Source organism: Acinetobacter sp. A2, assembly GCF_012371325.1.
Taxonomy (GTDB): Bacteria; Pseudomonadota; Gammaproteobacteria; order Pseudomonadales; family Moraxellaceae; genus Acinetobacter.
On record NZ_JAAZQX010000038.1, the window covers coordinates 1 to 21,789 of the forward strand.

The 21,789-nt window shown below is 40.9% G+C and carries 16 protein-coding genes and 4 pseudogenes; 6 read left to right on the top strand and 14 right to left on the bottom strand.

What is annotated here, in order from left to right:
- The first annotated feature begins 189 nt into the window (after positions 1 to 189).
- Positions 190 to 627, top strand: a complete 438-nt coding sequence (locus tag HHA43_RS11600) for a DUF302 domain-containing protein (protein ID WP_168542650.1) — start codon at positions 190 to 192, stop codon at positions 625 to 627.
- Positions 628 to 693: 66 nt separating this feature from the next.
- Here the strand turns inward: HHA43_RS11600 and xseB are convergent, their stop codons facing one another.
- Positions 694 to 894, bottom strand: a complete 201-nt coding sequence (gene xseB / locus HHA43_RS11605; protein WP_168418647.1) for an exodeoxyribonuclease VII small subunit — start codon at positions 892 to 894, stop codon at positions 694 to 696.
- On the bottom strand, positions 884 to 2,149 hold the full coding sequence (xseA, locus tag HHA43_RS11610) for an exodeoxyribonuclease VII large subunit (RefSeq protein ID WP_168461870.1): 1,266 nt from the start codon (positions 2,147 to 2,149) through the stop codon (positions 884 to 886). Before xseA ends, xseB begins: the two co-directional genes overlap by 11 nt.
- A 359-nt stretch (positions 2,150 to 2,508) precedes the next feature.
- Between xseA and HHA43_RS11615 the strand changes: the two genes are divergently transcribed.
- From HHA43_RS11615 to HHA43_RS11625, 3 genes are all read left to right on the top strand, one after another.
- Positions 2,509 to 3,486 carry a DUF1852 domain-containing protein gene (locus tag HHA43_RS11615; protein ID WP_168461869.1) on the top strand — a complete coding sequence of 326 codons (978 nt, stop codon included), beginning with the start codon at positions 2,509 to 2,511 and terminating at the stop codon, positions 3,484 to 3,486.
- A gap of 23 nt (positions 3,487 to 3,509) precedes the next feature.
- Complete coding sequence (locus HHA43_RS11620) at positions 3,510 to 4,538, top strand: methionine synthase (RefSeq protein WP_168418650.1); 1,029 nt, start codon at positions 3,510 to 3,512, stop codon at positions 4,536 to 4,538.
- Between the two features lie 226 nt (positions 4,539 to 4,764).
- Entirely contained in the window at positions 4,765 to 5,256 is a 492-nt protein-coding gene (locus HHA43_RS11625) for a flavin reductase (protein WP_168418651.1), read from the top strand.
- Between the two features lie 65 nt (positions 5,257 to 5,321).
- Here the strand turns inward: HHA43_RS11625 and HHA43_RS11630 are convergent, their stop codons facing one another.
- Both HHA43_RS11630 and HHA43_RS11635 read right to left on the bottom strand, forming a co-directional pair.
- Entirely contained in the window at positions 5,322 to 8,609 is a 3,288-nt protein-coding gene (locus tag HHA43_RS11630; protein WP_323126723.1) for an MASE3 domain-containing protein, read from the bottom strand.
- 503 nt (positions 8,610 to 9,112) lie between these two features.
- Positions 9,113 to 9,568, bottom strand: a complete 456-nt coding sequence (locus tag HHA43_RS11635) for a universal stress protein (RefSeq protein WP_168418653.1) — start codon at positions 9,566 to 9,568, stop codon at positions 9,113 to 9,115.
- 286 nt (positions 9,569 to 9,854) lie between these two features.
- Between HHA43_RS11635 and HHA43_RS11640 the strand changes: the two genes are divergently transcribed.
- Positions 9,855 to 10,556, top strand: coding sequence for a VIT1/CCC1 transporter family protein (locus HHA43_RS11640; RefSeq protein WP_168461868.1), 702 nt, complete (start codon positions 9,855 to 9,857; stop codon positions 10,554 to 10,556).
- A 222-nt stretch (positions 10,557 to 10,778) separates the two neighbouring features.
- Positions 10,779 to 11,225, top strand: a pseudogene (locus tag HHA43_RS11645) (phosphoethanolamine transferase domain-containing protein); the annotation flags it as partial.
- Here HHA43_RS11645 and HHA43_RS11650 read toward each other — a convergent pair.
- The 10 genes and pseudogenes from HHA43_RS11650 to lldP all read right to left on the bottom strand — a co-directional run.
- Positions 11,191 to 11,586, bottom strand: a pseudogene (locus HHA43_RS11650) (phosphatase PAP2 family protein); the annotation flags it as partial. The pseudogenes HHA43_RS11645 and HHA43_RS11650 overlap by 35 nt on opposite strands.
- Positions 11,582 to 11,728: pseudogene (locus HHA43_RS13250) on the bottom strand (diacylglycerol kinase); the annotation flags it as partial. The pseudogenes HHA43_RS11650 and HHA43_RS13250, both read right to left, overlap by 5 nt.
- 229 nt (positions 11,729 to 11,957) lie before the next feature.
- Entirely contained in the window at positions 11,958 to 13,088 is a 1,131-nt protein-coding gene (locus HHA43_RS11660) for a DUF389 domain-containing protein (protein WP_168418657.1), read from the bottom strand.
- Between the two features lie 33 nt (positions 13,089 to 13,121).
- Positions 13,122 to 14,093: a diguanylate cyclase gene (locus HHA43_RS11665; RefSeq protein ID WP_168418658.1), complete on the bottom strand. Its 972-nt coding sequence runs from the start codon at positions 14,091 to 14,093 to the stop codon at positions 13,122 to 13,124.
- Between the two features lie 122 nt (positions 14,094 to 14,215).
- Positions 14,216 to 14,650, bottom strand: a pseudogene (locus HHA43_RS11670) (IS5 family transposase); the annotation flags it as partial.
- A gap of 192 nt (positions 14,651 to 14,842) precedes the next feature.
- Positions 14,843 to 15,742, bottom strand: a complete 900-nt coding sequence (locus tag HHA43_RS11675; RefSeq protein WP_168418659.1) for a LysR family transcriptional regulator — start codon at positions 15,740 to 15,742, stop codon at positions 14,843 to 14,845.
- A 49-nt stretch (positions 15,743 to 15,791) separates the two neighbouring features.
- Positions 15,792 to 17,507: a D-lactate dehydrogenase gene (gene dld, locus HHA43_RS11680; RefSeq protein WP_168461927.1), complete on the bottom strand. Its 1,716-nt coding sequence runs from the start codon at positions 17,505 to 17,507 to the stop codon at positions 15,792 to 15,794.
- Positions 17,508 to 17,602: 95 nt separating this feature from the next.
- Positions 17,603 to 18,757 (bottom strand): FMN-dependent L-lactate dehydrogenase LldD, encoded by a 1,155-nt coding sequence (gene lldD / locus HHA43_RS11685; protein WP_104470019.1) that lies wholly within the window; start codon positions 18,755 to 18,757, stop codon positions 17,603 to 17,605.
- Positions 18,754 to 19,503: a transcriptional regulator LldR gene (gene lldR / locus HHA43_RS11690; RefSeq protein ID WP_005179260.1), complete on the bottom strand. Its 750-nt coding sequence runs from the start codon at positions 19,501 to 19,503 to the stop codon at positions 18,754 to 18,756. Before lldR ends, lldD begins: the two co-directional genes overlap by 4 nt.
- A 24-nt stretch (positions 19,504 to 19,527) precedes the next feature.
- On the bottom strand, positions 19,528 to 21,198 hold the full coding sequence (gene lldP, locus HHA43_RS11695) for an L-lactate permease (protein WP_171525316.1): 1,671 nt from the start codon (positions 21,196 to 21,198) through the stop codon (positions 19,528 to 19,530).
- Positions 21,199 to 21,789 lie beyond the last annotated feature (591 nt).

Sequence of the window (21,789 nt, forward strand, 5' to 3'; positions counted from 1 at the left end):
AAGCTAACAAAGGAAAGCCACCTCTAATGGCTGCTTAACCTCTACTTTTAACTTCGGTTATTTATGGGAGGATTACCTTACCAGATGCATAAAAGCTTAAAATCCGTTTCAATGAACTATTCAAAATTATGGAAAATTCCCAGAATTGTCATAACACAGCGTACACAATACAGAATTCAGGAGATAAAAATGAAGTTTTTAAAAGCAATCGTAATTTCTGCCGTAATGATGGGAGGTAGCATGAGTTTTGTACAAGCAGGTGAACTTTTGCACATGCAAAGTCATCGTGAATTTAAAGAAACCGTAACGCATTTACGTGACGGCTTGGCTGCAAAAGGGATGCATATCTTTGCTGAAATTGACCATGCAGCTCAGGCCAACAACGTTGCTCTAAGCATGCCAGCAACAACGGTTTTGATTTTCGGTAATCCTAAAGCAGGAACACCGCTCATGCTCTCTGCTCCAGATGTTGCACTAGATTTGCCTTTAAGAGTGCTAATTCGTCAAAACGGTGAACGCGTTGAGGTACTCATGCATCCTGTGAACGACTTGAATTTACCGCAAGAATTAAAAGAAAAGTTAAGCCCTGTGGAAGCTTTGGTTAAAAGTTTAGTTGAAAGCCGTTAATCAATTGAAGATAGATGCGTTTGCTTTGGCAAAGTTAAAGCAATGTTTTAACAAATAAAATTACCTTTAAGATGTTTCCTTAAAGGTATCGTTCAATGCTTGCTGCACCGCATCTATTCTAGCTTTACAAGCTTTATAGGCCTGCATAGATTCTTCAACAAGATTCATCAGGTTATCAATATCTGGCTGTTCTTGTGCTTCCAACAATTCTGCATTTTTCTTCAGAATTTCATAGCCTTGCTTAAAGCTCAGTTCTTCATGATTCATGGGCGTGTACCTGCTGTACGGTGGCATCAATTTTGCCATCCTGTAATTCAATTTGAATGTGTTGATCTGTAATTTGCTGCACTGAACGAATGGCCTTACCCTTGCTTCTTGCAATTGCATATCCCTTTGCCAAAACTGTTTTCGGGTTCTGTAATAAAGTCTCACGCATTAATGTTTCAATCTGGGTCGAAGCAAGTTTAATCTGTTGCTGGGCAAAATATTGATGATTATTTTTTAGGTCTTCAATGCTGCGCTGTGCTTCTGCAATATGCTGTTGAGCCAGTGTTTTAACACGCTGTAAGCATTGATCATTTTGACTTTGATAGGCCACCAATTGATGTTGTGATACCAATTTGATGGTTTGTAATGCACTATTCGCTTCATTGACACGCTCCACAATTAAATTGCGAATCCCTGCAATCACTTTGCTAGGCGTATCAAATGAGCGATGTGCGATTTCATCTAAAATAGTACGGTCTTTTTCATGGCCAATGCCCACCCAAATAGGCACACTGCGTTTGCATAATAAAGCCGCAAGTTCATAATCATTCAAATAGGCCAAGTCATTAACTGCACCGCCACCCCGAATAATTACAATTAAGTCTGGTGCGGTTGAGTAATCCACGACCCACTGTTTCAATGCAGTCGCTAAAGCAGACATAATACTTTGAGGAGCAGTATTCCCTTGAAAAGTCGCAGAATGATAAACAAAGTGACAGACCTGCGCACGAGCCAAAACATCGGCGTCTTTTTTAAAATCTCCTAAACCTGCCGCATTTTCAGGTGCAATCACCAGTACATTTTGTATATCAAAAGGTGCAGCTAACTGTTTATTTTTATGAATTAAACCTTCTATGGTCAGGCGCTGTAAAATTTGCTGATAGCGTTTGGCTAAATCACCCAGCGTAAAACTTGAATCAATTTCTTCAATATTGACCGAAAAACCATATTGCGGGTCAAAACGTGCTTTGACTTTAATCAGCACATTCAGGTCTTTTGTAAGCTCTATACCACTTTCACGTTCAAATTTTAAAACAATTTTTTGTGCGGTAAATTTCCAAATGGTGGCCTTACAACTTGCCACGACTTTATGGCTGTCTTCATCTTTTTCAGCCAATTCAAGATAATAATGCCCTGCTTTGATATTCAGATTGCGTATTTCGGCTTTTACCCACACAGCTTCATCAAAGGTCAACTGGATGACTTCTTGAACCGTTGCTAGGTATTCACTGAGGCTGAGCTGAAAATCTGACATATCTTAAATACAAAACGAATCTCCGCTATCTTACAAAATTATTTGCACATTCACATGATTAAAACTCAATCTAAAGCTGAGCCATTTGGCATGGTTTTCATTACTTAAAACACATAAGTGAATTTAATTCACTTACGACTGAGATTAAATCATTTTTATTCATGTTTTGATTGAGGTATAAATCTGCTCATGCTTTTAACGACACACATATTTATCGTTAGTTTTTGATTAAACCATGTGATTTAGCCTGTAAAACAAGCATGCAACTGATTGGAGAATGCCAAAACAGCATTTAGCAACTCCCAAAACAGCGTGAATAAAATTCAGGTTTTTCACAGAAATTTAGGTATTCGATCATCATGAGTCAAGAGTTTACATTTACACTAAAAACCATTCGTTTTGATGAAAATTATCATCCATCTGCGAATACACGCCTCACCACTAACTTTGCGAATTTGGCGCGTGGAGAAAGTCGTCAAGAAAATCTGCGCAAGACGTTAAAGATGATCAACAACCGTTTCAATGATTTAGCTCGTTGGGATAACCCAAACGGCGATCGTTACACGGTTGAAATTGAAATTGTTTCTGTGGATATTGATGTAGAGGGCAACGGCAAGACATTCCCAACGATTGAAGTCTTAAAAACCACAATTGTCGATCATTACAAGAATCAACGTATTGAAGGTATTGTGGGTAACAGTTTTTCATCTTATGTACGGGATTATGATTTCAGTGTTTTACTGCGTGAACACAATCAGAATCGTAATCAATTCAGTACACCAGAAAATTTTGGGGATTTACACGGAAAAATCTTTAAAAGCTTCTTAAACTCGAAAGCGTATCAAGATCACTTCAAAAAGTTGCCTGTCATTTGCTTAAGCGTTTCCAGCAGCAAAACTTATCATCGTACTGAAAATCAACACCCGATCTTGGGCGTGGAATATCAGCAAAATGAATTTTCACCTACCGATGAATATTTCAAAAAAATGGGCTTACAAGTACGTTATTTCATGCCGCCAAATAGCGTTGCGCCTTTTGCTTTCTACTACACAGGTGACTTACTGAGTGATTACAGCAATCTTGAGTTAATCAGTACCATCAGCACCATGGAAACTTTCCAAAAGATTTACCGCCCAGAAATTTACAATGCCAATTCGGTTGCAGGTCAGTGCTATCAGCCAAGTTTGAACTATCAAGATTATTCATTGACTCAAATTGTATATGACCGTGAAGAACGCACACAACTTGCGATTCAACAAGGTAAATTTACCGAAGAAAGTTTTATCAAGCCTCACAAAGCCATTCTTGAACAATGGGCTGCCAACTACGTTGCTTAACTGACCCAAATAGATGATTGATTATGAAAATTTTATTGCCTACATCTACCGCTGGTAGCCTGCCTAAACCTGCATGGCTTGCAGAACCAGAAAAGCTTTGGTCGCCTTGGAAATTACAAGATGAGCAACTGCTTGAAGGTAAACAAGATGCACTGATTGTCGCTTTACATGAACAACAACAGGCTGGCCTTGATATAGTCAGTGATGGTGAGCAAACCCGTCAGCACTTTGTTACCACTTTTATTGAACACTTAAATGGTGTCGATTTTGAGCAACGTGAGACGGTGCGTATTCGTAATCGTTACGATGCTAGCGTTCCAACAGTTGTGGGTGAAGTGACCCGTCCTAAATCTGTATTTGTGCAAGATGCCAAATTTTTACGTCAGCAAACCAATCAGCCAATCAAATGGGCGTTGCCTGGCCCTATGACCATGATTGATACCTTGTACGATGCACATTATAAAAGCCGTGAAAAACTCGCCTGGGAATTTGCCAAAATTCTGAATCAGGAAGCTAAAGAACTGGAAGCCGCAGGTGTCGACATTATCCAGTTTGATGAGCCTGCTTTTAATGTGTTTTTTGATGAAGTTAATGACTGGGGCATCGCGACCTTAGAACGTGCCATTGAAGGTCTGAAATGTGAAACCGCTGTGCACATTTGCTACGGTTATGGCATCAAAGCCAACACAGACTGGAAAAAAACACTCGGTTCAGAATGGCGTCAATACGAAGCAGTATTCCCTAAACTACAAAGCTCCAACATCGACATTGTTTCACTAGAATGTCACAATTCACGTGTGCCACTTGAGCTCATTGAACTAATCCGTGGCAAAAAAGTCATGGTGGGGGCTATTGATGTTGCAACACATCAAATTGAAACAGCTGAAGAAGTGGCTGACACATTACGCAAGGCATTGCAGTTTGTAGATGCAGACAAACTCTACCCTTCAACCAACTGCGGAATGGCACCTTTACCACGCAATGTCGCCCGAAGCAAAATGCAGGCTTTAACTGCAGGTGCAGCATTGCTCAGAAACGAACTTGCTTTCTAAAACTGCGCACTCATCTTTCTGCAATTTTCTGATGGGTTCAGGCAAACTGGGCTGTTAAATCGGGTGTCATTTCCCAGTCTAACAGCGCAGTTAAAATGCCATTCATCACATCGTAATATCCACAGCCTCATTTAAATTCTTACTCATGTGACACAGCACATGATGATTCTTGATTTATTTATAGAGCAATGCTGAAAGTTCTAATGAGGAGCTTAGGAACAAAGTAATGGTTGAAGCAACTGACTTTAAAAATGCAATGTCTTGGTTAACAGGTGCGGTAAATGTCGTGACCACATCGGGAGCCTCTGGTCAGCATGGATTTACTGCATCTGCGGTATGCAGTGTGACAGATACACCACCAACGCTATTGGTCTGTATGAATCAGGCTGCACGTTCACATCTACATTTTATAGAAAATAAAATTTTGAGTGTGAACGTTCTGGGTGCACATCATCAGCATCTTTCAAATGTGTTTTCTTCCAAAATGAGTTCAGAAGAACGCTTTGAACACGCCACTTGGACCAAACTTAAAACAGGCGCACCCGTACTAGAAGATGCGTTGGTCAGTTTTGATTGTCAAATCGAGCAAACGCAAGAAGTTGGCACACACACTATTTTTATTTGCCGTATTGTCGCAATTCAACATAGCCCACATGAGCAAGGTTTGGTGTATTTTAATCGTGCTTATCACCATGTTGGACAAGCATCGATGCTTTAAACTCAGTCAGAAAATATTAAAGCAGCCGATTTGCTCATGCGAGACCAACAAGCCACTTATCTGGATTAGTTGGGCAAGGTATAGCCTTTTTCATTAAATAAACGTAACGCAGCATCACACACCTCTGTATCGTAAATGGTACCGCGTCCACGCATAATTTCAGCCAATGCCACTTCTACCCCCAAGGCAGGTCGGTATGGACGGTGTGATGCCATAGATTCAATCACATCTGCCACAGTCAGCACGCGTGCTTCAGGTAGAATTTCATCACCTTTTAAGCCATTTGGATAACCTGTCCCGTCCATACGCTCGTGGTGCTGCCCAATAATATCTGCAATCGGTATAATAAATGGCACATCTTTTAAAATGTCATAACCTGCTTGCGCATGCCCTTTCATCATTTCCATTTCAATTGGGGTTAAGCGTGAAGGCTTGGTTAAAATTTCTGAAGGTATCGAAATTTTACCAATATCATGCACCAAGCCAATTTCTTCCATTTGTAAACAACGCTTATCATCCCACCCCATTTCTTTGGCAATTGCACTGGCAATTAGGCCGACACGTCGCTCATGACCCGCAGTATATGGGTCTCGCATTTCTACCATAGTCGATACCGCTTGCAAGGTGCCGTACATGGTGTCTTCGAGTTGTTTCACATATTTAGCAATTTGCTCTTCGGCTTCTTTTTGTTCGGTAATGTCTTGTGCCATGACAATTGTGGCAGGCAAGCCATCATCCCAAATAATCATACGTGCATGTAGTGCAAAGGCGCGGATTTGCCCATTTTTATGGCACATGGCAACAGTGCAAGACACGTTTGAACGTCCACCCGCTTGTACCTGTTCCTCTGCATGCCGAATCACCTCAAGATTTTCTGGTGTTTGATCTATAAAATCAAATACATATTGACCAATCAACTCATCAACCGACCAACCCAACATTTCAGAATAGCTTGGGTTCACATATAAATAGTAGTTGTCGCGCTGCACATACATCCCCACCACGGTTTTTTCAACCATGCCACGGAAACGCTGTTCACTGTCAATTAATGCCTGCTCAGTTTGGCGGATGGTGGTTAAATCTGTCCAAGCCACAATGGCGTCTTGTCCAACAATTGCCAATGTACGATGTGCAATACGCAAACTTCCATCTTTAGCAATTAAGCTAATTTCAGGGAATTGAATCTGTTTACCCTGTTTCGCTGCCAGAATCGCATCATGCCAATTGTGTTGCATAAACTGTTGCAACTTTTCATCGGGTGCAACTTTTTTCACCCAATGCTCACGGGTGACTAGCTCATCGCCTTTATATCCAAGCCAGTTTTCATAAGCTAAATTGACCGCCACAATGCGTTCATTTGCCAAGGAAATAATTTGCATTGGCACAGGTGATTGAAAAAACACTTCTTCAAAGCGTTGTTCCATTTGCTTAGAACGACTTTCGGCAAGCTGTCGCTGTTGTTCTGCAGAAAAACGCGCTAAAGCCGATGAGATATCTTTAGACAGATTTTGTAATAACTGAATTTGCTCATGGTCAAACTCATCACTACTTGTGGTATAGAGTCCAATTAAGCCCCAGAAATATCCTTGAAACATCAACGGCGTTAGTGCTGCTTGGCAGATTTTTTCTTGTTTTAAATAGCGACGCCACGCTTGGTATTCCTGCGATGCATTTTCATACTGATCATCATTTAAAACATAGGTATACACATCAATATCGGCACTGCTGTTTTTCACTTTTTGCAGTGGATATGGCGCTTCTTGGTTCAATGCCTGCTGCAGCGTCATCAGGATGTGTGCATCAATATTGTGATGAAATTCTATAGACAGCATTTGATCTGCATGGCTATCTAGCTTCATGGCAATAAAGATTTTGTCAAAGCTACCTAAACGCAATAACACATGCTGTAGTTCTTTTAACAAACCATGTTGGTTTTTGCTATGTGCAATGACACGGTTTGTTTCACTAGATAATTGATATAAATAGGTCAAGCGCTCCACACGTGCTTGGGACTTTAAGCGACTATAGACCTCTGTAATTTGACTGCAAATATGATCAATTAAATTTTGTTCTTCTGGCGTAAATTCGGGCATCAGCTCAGGCTGCTCATACCAAATTCTGAGCATACCAAAGCTTTGTTGTTGATGCTGAAATACAGATTGCAACTCAGACTGATTTTCAGTCGTACGGGCGTCGCCTAAATTGCCCCATTCACTTTCAATATTAATGCGCAGCTGTTCAGGGTGTGAAAAGCCTGAAGGAATAATCTTTAACGCTTTACCAAGCAAATCTGCCATGTCGGCTTTATGCTCATTACACAACTGATTAATCTGATTTAAGCAACGTACTTCTTTTACCCGATCACGTAAATCTCGGAGTAATCGCTCACGTTGTGTTACATCACGAACCACCATCACCCACACGGTTTTTTGACCTAAACGCTCGGTAAAAGGTGCGACATGACATTCAATGGTTTTCTGATCGGGCAAAGCCAGTTGTACCAAAAACTCATGTGGTTTTTGATTTAAACGTGAACATACAGGGCAGTTTTCAGCAAGCACGCGCGGATCATGCAATAATTCATGTACAGAACAACCCACTAAGCGTGCTGCAGACCTACCATGCACACGTGTAGCTGCTAAATTTGCCTGCTGAATTGTTTGATTGGCTTTTACAATATAGGTTGGGTCTGGAATGGTGTCATAAGTGCTTGCTGCTTTTGACAACATGCTAAACGGCTCTTTCAGGGTCGATTCCACTAAGGCAATATAAATAAACCAGTACGAATAAACCTTGAGTACATGCCCCCATAAATTGGCATCTGAATAAATCGATACATATTGAGTAAAGGTAAATTCCGAAGCCATCATGGTGAGCATGGACAAGCTAATACCAAAGGTCAGTTTTGGATTTAAGTATTTACGGCGTTGCCATAAATAAACCAGAGCGACTGCCAAAACCGCAATAATCAGATATTCACTATAAATTTTAAAGGATGTGAGCCCCTGCCCATCCACAAAGGCGGCTGGGAAATACCCTTGCATAATGGCAACCACCAGTGAAATGCTCACCACCCCAAAAAATACATTCAGCTGCAATGGCTTAATGGCACGGGTGAGCATAAACGGCGCGGCTAACATAGCAAAAGCTTGCAACAATCGTGCTGCTATCCAAAGCTGAGTGGCAGGGTTTGCACTTTCAATCGGCAGCAGTTGCATGCCTTGAAAAAGTAACGTGTGGAATAAGTCAATCAGTCCACACCAACCAATTGCGATGGCAATAAACACCACAAAATAGTTTCGAGTAAAATGCCGAGAAATGAGGGTCACAATCAAGGTTGTAACCGCAATCACAATTGAAATTAATTCAGCTAGTGTATGGGTGAATAAAAAACCAAGCGAACGATTGCTACCTACACCAAATCAGCACTGCAAAATAGGTGGGCGTCAAGATCATCATATAAGGAGAAATAAACGACTTTAAGTCGAATACATCTGGTGATAACTGGTCACGAGATGATTTAGCCATAATATTTCCCCTATGAGATAACCTCATGGTATTGAATAAAATCGCACATCCATACCCTAAAGTATTTTAAAGCACGACTTACACCTACAGCCCCAATACATCAGGGACTACCGCTTTGTAAAATTAAATCCCACCCCTACATTTTGCCAAATTTATGCAACTTTTCAATAATTTAATTCTGAATTTGCATCATATCAAACAGACACTAATTTCAAATCACCGGCTATTTATGCAGCTTGTTTTCACTCAAACTTAAGTTTCACTTAATAATGTAGAATAATTTCACTGGAGTGTGTATCTATCAATACTGATCTAGCAAAGGCTTGCTTTATGCTTCAGCCTTCACCACCAATACTGGCAATTGCGTAGAACCCAATACATGCGCAGCCACACTACCCAATAACATTTTTTGCATTCCTGTACGGCCATGCGACCCCATAACAATACAATCGGCTTCCAGTTCTGTAGCGAGCGACACAATACTCTGTCCAATAGATAAACTTTTAATCACTCGGGTTTGCGCATCTACACCAACACTTGCAGCAATATCACTGGCTTGTTGCAAAGCTTTTTCTGCATTGGCATAAACTTGTACAAAATATTCTTTCATTGGCGCAGAAACATAGTAATAGGCAAAATCTAAATCTTTATACGGGTCTTCTGCCACGAGGCTAATCAGGGTCAATTCACCATTACAGGCTTTGGCAATTTCAGCAGCATGCTGTACCGCTGCTAAAGAAATTTTGGAACCATCTACAGGTACTAAAATATTCTGAAATGACATTTGAATTTCCCCTTTAAATTTATCAATTTATGTTCAGTACAATGACGTTCATCTTACAGTCTATTGATCAATTTACAAGGAGCCTGTTGCTTTACAAACTGTGCTCGCCTGCGATGTTCTCACCAATACAAAAATATGGATACCGCACAGATTGCCTGAAATTACAATCAAATTTCGCAGCGAGACTGCCCCTGATTTGACGATTTATTACGATAAATTTTATAGAATGATTTATGCTATAAATCACATATCCATTGATGAAAATTAAATAACAAGAGAGTTTTCTATGCCGCATTCTTACCACCGCGAAAAACATTATATTGAACGCTCTGGATGGTTACGCGCTGCAGTATTGGGTGCAAATGATGGGATTATTTCAGTCACCAGCTTAGTGGTCGGCATGGCAGCCAGTGGTGCCTCTTCACAAACTTTATTGGTCACTTGTATTGCAGGTTTAATTTCAGGTGCAGCCTCTATGGCCGCAGGGGAATATATTTCGGTCAAATCGCAACAAGACATTGAACAAAATGACCTTGCCATGGAAGCACGTGAGTTAGAATTGCATCCTGAACACGAACTAAAAGAGCTTAAGAATATTTATATGTTGCGTGGTTTAGATGAAAAACTTGCCGAACAAGTAGCGCAACAATTAACTGCACATAATGCTTTAGATGCGCATGCACGTGATGAAATTGGAATTTTAGAACATACCTCTGCCCAACCTTTTATGGCGGCATTTTCATCGGCCTTGGCATTTACTGTAGGTTCACTGTTTCCATTAGTCTCCATTCTACTGTTGCCAGAACAACAACTCGCTAAAGGCGTTATGTTGGTAGGTGTAATCAGTTTAGGCATCATGGGAGCTTTGGCGAGCTATGTAGGTGGTGCAAGCATGTGGAAAGGTGCTTTGCGCGTCATGGTGTGGGGTATTGTGGCCATGTTGTTCAGTTCATGGATTGGCTCAATGTTCCATGTCGCTGTTGCCTAGTTTTAAATTCAGTTAAAGCAGCCCTTAATCTAACCATAGAAAGGGCTGCTTGATCTCTAAACAAGTTAAATTCATTCTTAAAATGCTTATTTTTCTCTAAACCGACTGCATTGCTACACAATAGCCCTACGTGCTTTACACAATTTTTAAAATCATTTTAAGCCAAGCTTAAGTTTGCAATTCTAGGCTAAAGCATCTCACAACATCTTCGATTGCATGACGATGACTCAACAGCCACAACCCCACCACACACCTTCTATTTTTTCGAGATTTAGATGGGGCGCTCCATCTATTTCATTGTTGAAGTTCAATTTACTGCTAGCTGTGTGGCTGGGTGTGGTCTTAAACTATGGATTTTATGAAAAAATTCATCAATTTACCCCGTATCAGGGTGTCAAAGCCACTGGCTTATTAATCGCAACAGTGCTTGTGATTGTGGCGGCGTATCATCTGTTATTGCAGTGGCTGAACTGGCGCTGGAATGCCAAAATAATGGCCAGTATCTTCATTGTGGTGGGCGGTTTTAGTGCCTATTTTGTGAATAGTTTAGGTGTTGTCATCACGCCTGACCAAATTCAGAATATGCTGCAAACCGATGTACGTGAAGTGCGTGATTTGTGGTCTATACGCTTGATCATTTGGAGCACCCTATTGGTGATTGCTCCCCTAAGCCCCAAATAATCCAGCCCGTCCAAAGCGTATGGCTTAAAAAATGCGCCCCGCGCATCATTTGTGCCCAGCCCATGGCAAAACCTAAAATCAAAGCGGCAAGTAGAAAAAAATATGCCCGCTTAGGCCGTGTAGTGCGATAAATAAAATATCCGACCAATAATGCAAAACCGCTTGAAGCATGGCCACCTGGGAAACAATACCCTGTGGTAGCACTTAAGTCCCATAAAATTCCCTGCGTTGTAGCCACTGCCATATCCCATGGGCAGGCATGCGCCGATTGTGATTTTAAAATAGCAATTGTGCTTGTTGCGAGCATCACCATAATAAAGAAATACCCAAATTCCCTGCGTGGATGGAATTAAAATTAGATTGAGCAACACAATTTGCCGAAAGGCAGCTTCTTGGGTAAACGCCGTTTTTAATCCAGCCCATGAATAACGAGCGGCATTGAGAATTCGTTGCACACCAATTGTGCCTTTATAGGGAGAACGAGGAAGCATCATTCCGTCACATTCTAAATGAAGGTGACTCATGCTAGAGGATTCATCTTAAAACTGGCTTAATTGCAGTGGGGTTAATTTATTAAAAATAATTCTTGTTCCATCGTGGGATATTGAAAAAAACTAGGATCTATAACTTTTTAATATCTAAAAATCATTGTTTTAGAAAAAATCTCACCTTTTTCAATATCAGAATATTTTAAGTTTTGGATCACCCTACCGCTAAAACTCACGGTTGCACCAACTGCTCAGCTTCCACTTTTTTCATATCAAATTCAGGACTTTCCTTCGCCTGAATAATTTGTACTGGAATAAAACGCACCTGTACCATACTTGGTTTGCCTCTTGGGTCTTGTTTTAATTTCTGATTCAAATCTGAAATTTGCTGTGCTTGAGGAGCAAGATCACCACGTAAAACTACCCGAACCAAAGTCATGTCACTACGACGGTCAAACTGTACCGTATCAATTAAATTATTATGCTGATTCAATTGTTCAGCAATGGTCGTTTCTATATGGTTTTCATAAAGTTGCTTATTGAGCATAAAAAGAAAATTAAATGTTAAATAAACTCCTAAACCCAATAAAAAAATTAAACTCATTGCGTTTCTTTTTATGAATTCGAGTACATTACTCTGCACTTCTTCATCTGAACCACGTCTAAAACCAGCCATCCACAATACAAGTGAAGAACTAATTTGTATGGCAACAATATTGGTCATAGCCAATAATACCGCATTGGCTGCATGTTTCCATTCCAAATGGGCCAATAAAATACCACTCGCCACCAAAGGTGGAACCAAAGCTGTTGCGACCGCAACCCCAACCACAGCCACCGACAGACGTGGAGAAACTGCTGCAAATGCACCCGCTGCACCACCAGCAAGTGCAATCATCAAATCCATAATGGTAGGTTGAGTGCGAGATAAAATTTCATGGGTAATTGGAAGGTTAATATTGATTAAACCCAACACCACACCAATCACAACAATCATAACCACGCCAAGCACCAAGGTTTTGAATGCTGTTTTAAACAACAACCAGCGGTTATCAATAAAAGCTAGCGCAATCCCCGATATTGGCCCAAGCATCATCGCTACTAACATTGCACCAATGACCACTGCAGCTGAATTTGACAATAAGCCATAACCTGCAATAACAGCAGCCAAAGCATTCATAATAAAAAAGGTTTTACTTGGCAGCGCATCGGCCTGAATATTCAGACGCACCTGTTTATGATCAATTTTCTTGGAGTTTTCTCTGGCCGCTTGTTTATATTTGAGTTTTTCCTTGAGCAACTCGTATTTTTCTTGTTCAGGGCCATCATCTACCACAATGGTTGCTTCTTGATCTTTATCCATCTTCTGCCTCGGTTAGGCTAAGCAGGTATAACCTTAAGATTCCAGCTCAGCCGTAGAACGTGTGCAGTTACGCCCACTGTGTTTTGCTTCATACAACTTATTGTCAGCTATCTCCAAAACTTCAGAGACATCTAGTGCGTCTTTAGGCCAGAAAGAAATGCCTATAGAGATCGTGATTTGCCCCATGTCATGAATAGTGCTTTCCTGCATGGTTTTGCGCAGACGCTCTGCGGCTTTATACGCCACACTTGGCTCGCCTGTGGTCATTAACACAACAAACTCTTCACCACCACTACGGCAACAAATATCATGCTCTCTGAAATTATCTTGCATAAATCGTGCAAGTGTCTGCAACACTAAATCACCTTTAGCATGCCCATATTGATCATTGACCCTTTTAAAGAAATCAATATCTATGGCTAAGGCTGCAAATTCAGTCCGCGTATCAATTAATTCATTTAAAAAAAGTTGCATACCACGACGATTATACAAACCTGTCAGTGGGTCTGTATTTACATGTTGCTTTAATTCTGAAATTCGGTGACTAAACGTTTCAGAACTGAGCAACAGTGACGTTCTAAACTTTAAAACCTCAAAATACCAAGGATCGACCTCTTTAATTTTATATTGAATATCTGGCTGATTCAGCATACTTGCCATTCTAGCCAAACGATTCAGTGGTGAAGCAATAAAATTAGAAATCCACCAAATCAAGATAAAAATAAATAAGTAGAAAATAAAAATACCCAAAGATACTTCTAAAATTAAAGTATTCGCTTTAGCAAACAATTCATCTGTAGGCTGTTGAGATATTACTGTCCAGTTCACACTTGGGATATGTGCAAAACCTGCTAAGTTATCAACACCTCGACTATCCACCAATCTTATAGAACCACTTTTATTTTTTCTTATATAGCCCAAACCAGTATTATTGACAATTTTATCACCAATACGTTTTTCATCTGGGTGGAAAATAATTCGATCATGTTGATCAACAACATACATATAGCTATTTTTATAATCATACTGATTAGACAGCAGTGGCTTTGTTGCACAAAGATTTGAAATGCAAAGCGCCCCTAATTGAGCAAAATTTAAGGCGTAACTTGGGTAAGTGGTCGACCTAATTGGCGACGATATTCAGGTCCATGTTTCTTGCGTTTCCATTCGCCCTCACCTAGAAACTTCATGCCTGTAGAGTCCATGAGTAGATGCAGCCCATCGCTACTTTTTTGGTAGCTGATTACAATATCAATATGCTTTTGTCTTCTACAAAGCGTGGTGTAATCTGGAGCGGTCCAATTTAATCCGCAAAGTTTAATCAGACTTTGCACAAAGCCAGTGACCATACGTAAAGATAGACGGAATAAGGATTTAATCATTAAGCAGCATTGGATAGCTGCGTCGGAGTAGGTTTGATTTCGCCCTTGTTTGCCTTTTGATGGAGCATACCATTGCGTAGCAGGATCAAACCAAATGGCAATATTTCCGCGACTCATGAGTGCTCGGTTATATGCGGGCCAATTGGTTGTGCGGTAGATTTTGTGTGTAGGCTTCTTCATTTGAAAATTATATCGCTGAAAAAGCCTTTACAGATAGGTTTGTGCAACAAAGCCATGGAAAAATGCAAATGCATCATTGCAGCCAAAATCGTGGTCAAAAATTTAATGTGATCGCTTTATAATTTAACTACAATATTCTTAGATGATGACCCATTAAATATTTATAGGTCATCATCTGAAATTACACTTTCATTATGGCTGCTGACTAAATAAATTATAAATCACTTTTCTGAGCCATTGATGACTGGTTTGATGGTGGCATGAAGTATGCCAATACTGTCTTACTGGATAAGTTGGAAAACTTAAAGGTGCATTTACAACTTTTAAATTGCCACGGGCTAATAGTACCTCACTTAAATAATAAGGTACGGTCGCAATCATATCGGTTTCTTGCACAATTAAACCTACACCCAAATAACTTGGGATACTCATTAAAATATTTCGCTTTAACCCTAAATTACTTAATTCATTTTCAATATGATAATGCCCGATACTGGTATCCACATCGACATGCGATTCACGGATATACGCATTCACATCTAAACTATTTTCACAAATTCTTGGATGATCCTTACGACACAACACAATATAATATTGCAAGAATAACTGTTGCTGATAAAAACCTTGTTCTAACTCAGGTAAAAAACCAATGGCAAAATCAATTTCACCATTTGCCATTTGATAACTGGTTTCACGGGTAATTGGACGAATTTTGATTCTGACCGTGGGTGCATGTTCTTTTAAATATCGACTCAGTTTAGGCAACAATACTAAATGTGAAACATCTGTCATCGCTAAAGTAAATAATTGATCTGAATGTGTCGGATCAAAATCTACCTTAAAATTATTGACCGTTTCTATTTTATTAATAATTTCACTAATTGGAGAAAAAATCTGTTTTGCCAATTCTGTAGGCAGCATTTCATTGCCCACCCTCAAAAATAAGGGATCATTAAAATGCTGACGAATTTTATTTAAGCAGTTACTTACCGCAGGTTGGCTCATACCTAGAGCATCTGCTGCAGCTGATACATTTTTTAATTTATATACATAATAAAAAATCTGTAGCAGTTTGCTGTCTAACTTAAACATATTAATCTTTCCTTAGAATCGATTTTCACTGCTCAGTTTTCATCCTCAATTAGCGCCAAGATTTTAATTTAGAGCTATGTCCAATACCCACATTAAAACTATTGGTTGGATCTAACTTTTGATAATGCTGCTTTAATGCAGGTTTCGCCACATATAAATGTCCAACATTATGTTCAGCAGGATACTCTGCGCCACGAGCATCAAGCAATGACCACATTTGATGTTCCATGGCCAACGGGTCTACCCCTTTTTGAATGATATAGTCCTGATGAAAGACATGACACAAAAAATGTCCGTAATACAACTTATGTATAATCGCCCGCTCCAATTCTTCGGGTAAATTTTCAACCCATTGCGAATCATTACGTCTTAGAGCAATGTCTAAGGCAACAATGTCTTCAACTTCATCTCGATGCGTATCGCGGTAACGAATTGCTGCACCCGCCACAGCAAAACGATGCAAAAAGGCTTTACGTCCTTCATCCTCATTACACAGAAAGAAACTGCCTGAACTGCGTGTAATAAAGTAATCCAGTAAAAATTGCTGTACTGCTGCAACATCTTGCTGCTCAATACGTAAAATTAAATGATGCTCGTACAAATCACGAAATTGATTCATCCGTTCAGGTAAATGATTAGGCAACAGCTTCGTGAACATTTGCAAAACTTTATCGGACAGCCCGCGCATGCCCCAACGGCTCAGCACACCATCGACTTTATCTTTCATGGCAAAAGCGGCAGGTACTTTACTGGTGCCAAATTTCTCAATAAACAAGAAACTGTCTTTGCCATATTCTGCGCCAATGTCATAGGCAACACGGTGGATATACTCGCCTGCAATTGGAACACGGGGTAAATCACGCAATAAAAAACGGCGGATGGCGGTTAAATCATCCTGTTGATTGGTGCCAATATAAAACACCTGACTCGGGATTTTTTCAAAAGTATCCAAGCGCACGGCAAATACACAAACTTTTCCTGCAGAACCCGATGCTTCAAATAAACGGCTTGGATCGGCATTAAAACGTGCAGGGGTATCAGCATCAACTTGTGCAACATCATGCACATAACGCTGATCTGAAGCACAGCAGTGTTCTGAGTATTCAATATCTTCTGCGGTATATTGTTGCTGTTCCAATCGGGTCAGAATTTCTTCTGGATTAGTACCTAAATTTACCCCTAAATGATTGATCAACACCAACTCGCCAGCAGCATTAACTTGAGCGTATAAGGCCAATTCGGTATAGGCAGGACCTCGTCTAACCAAAGCACCACCTGAATTGTTGCATACTCCACCCAAAACTGAAGCGCCAATACAAGATGAACCAATCACTGAATGTGGCTCACGTTGGTGTGGTGCCAATTGCTGCTCCAATGCATCCAACGTAGCTCCAGGTAAACAAATCACTTGCTTAGCATCATTAATCAGCTGAATGCCTTTTAAACGCTGAGTATTTATCAGAATAACAGGACGGTCATAATCATCACCAAAAGGGGTCGAACCACCAGTCAGTCCTGTATTGGCGGCCTGCATAATAATGATACAGTCTGCCGCCACTGCCACTTGCAACACTTGCCACTGCTGCAATAAAGAACCTGGCGTGACCACCGCAAAAACCTGCCCCTCACCAAAACGTCGCCCTTGACGATATAAACGAGTATCCGATTCATGGGTCAATACATGCGCTTTTCCCACAATATCAACCAAATTTTTGAGTGTCGCTGCAGCATCAAATTGTGCTGTTGATGAATTTGTCTGTGGCATGGTGTGCACGTCCTGAATTCCAATGGTGAAGAAAATACAATTGAGCAATCAAGCCAAACTTTTAAAGTTATGGATTCATCGCCCATGTTTGCAAATTAGTCTTTCAGCTCACGCTCAAGTCGCACCAGACAATCTGAAGTAATGGCCTGAATATTCTTGGCACCTGTTAAGGTCATTGCCACCCGCATTTCTTTATCCATCAGTTCAAGTAAATTACTCACTCCTGCACCGCCTGCTGCACCCAATGCATAAATAAAGGCTCGACCGAGCATACAAGTATCGGCACCCATGGCCAGCATACGTACTACATCTAAACCGTTACGAATGCCTGAATCTACCAGAATTTTTAAATCGCCTTTGACAGCATCGGCAATGGGTGGCAAGGCACGTGCAGTAGATAACACACCATCTAACTGACGCCCACCGTGATTCGATACCACAATACCATCGGCACCAAAGCGGACTGCATCTTTGGCATCTTCAGGGTCTAAAATGCCTTTAATCACCATCGGGCCATCCCAAAATTCACGAATCCACTCTAGGTCTTTCCATGAAATGGATGGATCAAAGTTATTGCCCAACCAACCAATATAATCTTCCAGTCCAGTCGGCTTGCCCAAGTATTTGGAGATATTGCCCAAATCATGTGGGCGGCCGAGTAAACCCACATCCCACGCCCAGTTTGGATGCATCACTGCTTGCATATAACGGCGCATGGCCGCATTTGGCCCACTCATGCCTGAATGTGCATCACGATAACGTGCACCAGGCACAGGCATATCTACTGTAAAAACCAATGTTGAACAGCCAGCTGCTTTGGCACGTTCCAAAGCATTGCGCATAAAGCCACGGTCACGTAACACATAGAGCTGAAACCACATTGGGCGAGAAATGGCAGGTACCACTTCTTCAATTGGACACACCGACACGGTAGATAATGTAAACGGAATACCCTTTTTGTCTGCTGCTACCGCAGCCTGTACTTCACCACGGCGCGCATACATACCTGTTAAACCGACTGGCGCCAAAGCCACAGGCATCGACAAAGTTTCATTAAATAACGTGGTTTCTAAACTTAAAGCCGACATGTCATTTAATACACGTTGGCGCAAGGCAATTTGTGAAAGGTCTTCTACATTTCTTTTTAGCGTTTGTTCCGCATACGCACCTCCATCTATATAGTGAAATAAAAATGGCGGTAAACGGCGTTTAGCTGCTTCGCGGTAATCATTCGCAGAAGAAATAATCATGGCGCTATCCTGTTTAATCGACTCGCACGCTGACGACGCGCATCTTCCTCGTCTATCATGCGTACTTGTTGAACTACAAATTCAATATGTCCACACACTGCCGCACGGGCAGCTTCTGGATCCTGACGTTCAATTGCATCCATCACTTGAAAATGCTGATCATGCAACTGATCGAAACGGTGGGCTTCGGTATAAACTTTACGTCGACCCAAAACCACGTTGTATTGCAACAAATCAAATAAGCCGCGCATCATTTGAATAAGCACCAAATTGTGCGATGCCTCGGCAATTGCCAAATGAAACTTGGCATCGGCAATTGCCGCCTGATCATCATCACCCAAAATTTGAAAATGGGCGATTTGCTCATAACAAGCACGGATTTTTTTCAAATCCTCAGCGGTTGCCCGCTGTGCGGCATACCATGCCGTACCACCTTCAAGCACCATTCGTGCTTCCTGCACATCAAAACGATAAGCAGGATCTTCATCAATCAGGTTACTTAAAGGCTGCACAATTTGATATTGCGACCAATTGGTTGGCAGCTGTTGCAAAAAAGTACCCGCTCCAACTTTGCTGACCAGCATGCCCTGACTGGTCAATTGCTGAATAGCCTCACGCAAAGAGGAACGGGAAACCCCGAGTTGTTCACACAACTTTCTTTCGGCAGGCAATCGGTCTCCGACTTGCATCTGATTTTTTTCAACCAGTGTGCGCAGGTCTTGAACAACTTTGTCGGAAACTTTCATGCGGCTATCCTCTTGTGCATGTGGTTATGGAATCATCCATGGGAACACATAAGCTTGTAGAGTGATAATAATACCGATCATTACGGTAAACGTGATACTGTGTTTCACGGTAAAGCGGAATAAATCCGATTCTTTTCCGACTAAACCCACTGCCGCACAGGCAATTGCAATCGATTGTGGTGAAATCATTTTGCCTGTTACTCCACCACTGGTATTGGCAGCAACCAACAGAACTTCTGGCACACCAATTTGCTGTGCAGTTGTGGCTTGCAAGGCAGCAAATAAGGCATTGGCTGATGTATCTGAACCTGTCAAGAACACTCCAATCCAACCTAAAAATGGCGAGAAGAATGTAAAAGCATTGCCTGTGTGTGACAAAGCCAGTGCCAAAGTCGCAGACATGCCTGAATAATTGGCAATAAAAGCAAAAGCCAACACCATTCCAATCGAATAAATTGGTGTTTTTAGCTCGTTGATGGTTTCTGCAAAAGTTTCAACAGCTTCGCGCGGTTTCATTTTTAAGTAAATGATGGTGATGACAGCCGCAATCATAATTGCAGTCCCTGTTGCACTCAGCCAATCGAACTTAAAGATCGCATCGTAGTCTTTGACATCTGCCACTACAGGCGGCATTTTTTGCACCAATTGATGTAAAAATGGCACCTTGATGGAAATTACCCAGTCGTGCATTGCCCCATCTTTGGCAAATAAATCTTTAAACGGTTTGATGCTCCAAATGGTGACCATCACCGTTAACACTGCAAAGGGTGACCATGCTTTAACAATCTGCCCTATGCTGTATTTTTGCTGTTGTTCTGCAACCAAGTTGGCATCTACTTTTGTGTCTGCATCGCTAAAACGGAAAATGTGTTTTGGCTGCCAGAATTTAAATAAGACCGTTAAACTAATCAAAGAGGCAATTGCAGCTGTAATGTCTGGTAACTCAGGTCCAACAAAGTTAGAGGTCAAGTATTGTGCAATCGCAAAAGCACCACCACCCACCAACACTGCAGGCCAAGTTTCTTTCACACCGCGCCAGCCATCCATAATTGCCATAATCCAGAACAGCACAATAGGCACCATAAATGGCAACTGACGTCCAACCATCTGGCTAATTTCCATGGTTTCTACACCTGAAACCTGACCTGCCACAATAATTGGAATACCCATTGCACCAAACGCAACTGGTGCGGTATTCACAATCAAGCATAAACCCGCAGCGTATAAGGGTTTAAAACCTAAACCCACCAATAACGCTGCAGTAATTGCCACTGGCGCCCCAAAGCCCGCTGCACCTTCTAAAAATGTCCCAAACGCAAAGCCGACTAATAGCATCTGGAGACGCTGATCTTCTGTAATCGAAAGAATAGATGAGCGAATAATGTTAAATTGCCCTGTTTTTACAGAGATTTTATATAAGAATAATGCGCCAATAATAATCCATGCGATTGGCCACAAACCGTAGAAAAATCCATAGATCAATGAAGCAAAAGCCATTGGTGCTGGCATGCCATAGGCAAATAAAGACACTAATAACGCCAAAATCACCGTAATTGTTCCCGCAACACTTCCCTTTAAGCGAAATACAGCCAGTGCCAAAAAGAAAAAAATAATCGGGATTGATGCAATTAGACTCGAAATCCAAATATTTGCCATTGGATCATAGATCTGTTGCCAATGTTGAAGCATTGTCATCTCCTTGAAATGCTCACTCAAACGTAAACATAGGTCTAAGCATAGAGGTAAAGTTCTAATTTTGGTCTGACCAATATTGAGATAAAAAACACCAAAACACTCAATATCGCTCACAAATAATAATTTTATTCATTCAAATGTCAACATTGGTCTGATTTATTATTTTAATGGTCATACCAATTATTATGATAAATATGGATATCCCTGCACGCAAAAATCGCTAGCAGAAAAATTTAAACTTTGTTTTTTCTTAAATTTTTAGCGGGCTGGTCATGTGGCTTGAAGTGACTACGACTTTAGTCGAATAACTCATGTATTTAAGCGCTTATTAAAAGACTGGATGAATGAAACTCACTCTAGACATGAGTTAATCTTGAGCAATATACAGCCTAAAAGAAGGCTCGGATGAGTATGCTACAGACTCAATGAATATATAAAAGAGAACGGATATTCATGCTTAATCAAAAGCATAAATGAAAAAAATAACGCCATGCTTGATCTTAATTTCCATTCAAAGAGTAATTAACTATAACTAAAAATATAGACAAATATTTGCATAAGTGCTCATTTTGTCTATGTCGATTCAGTAGT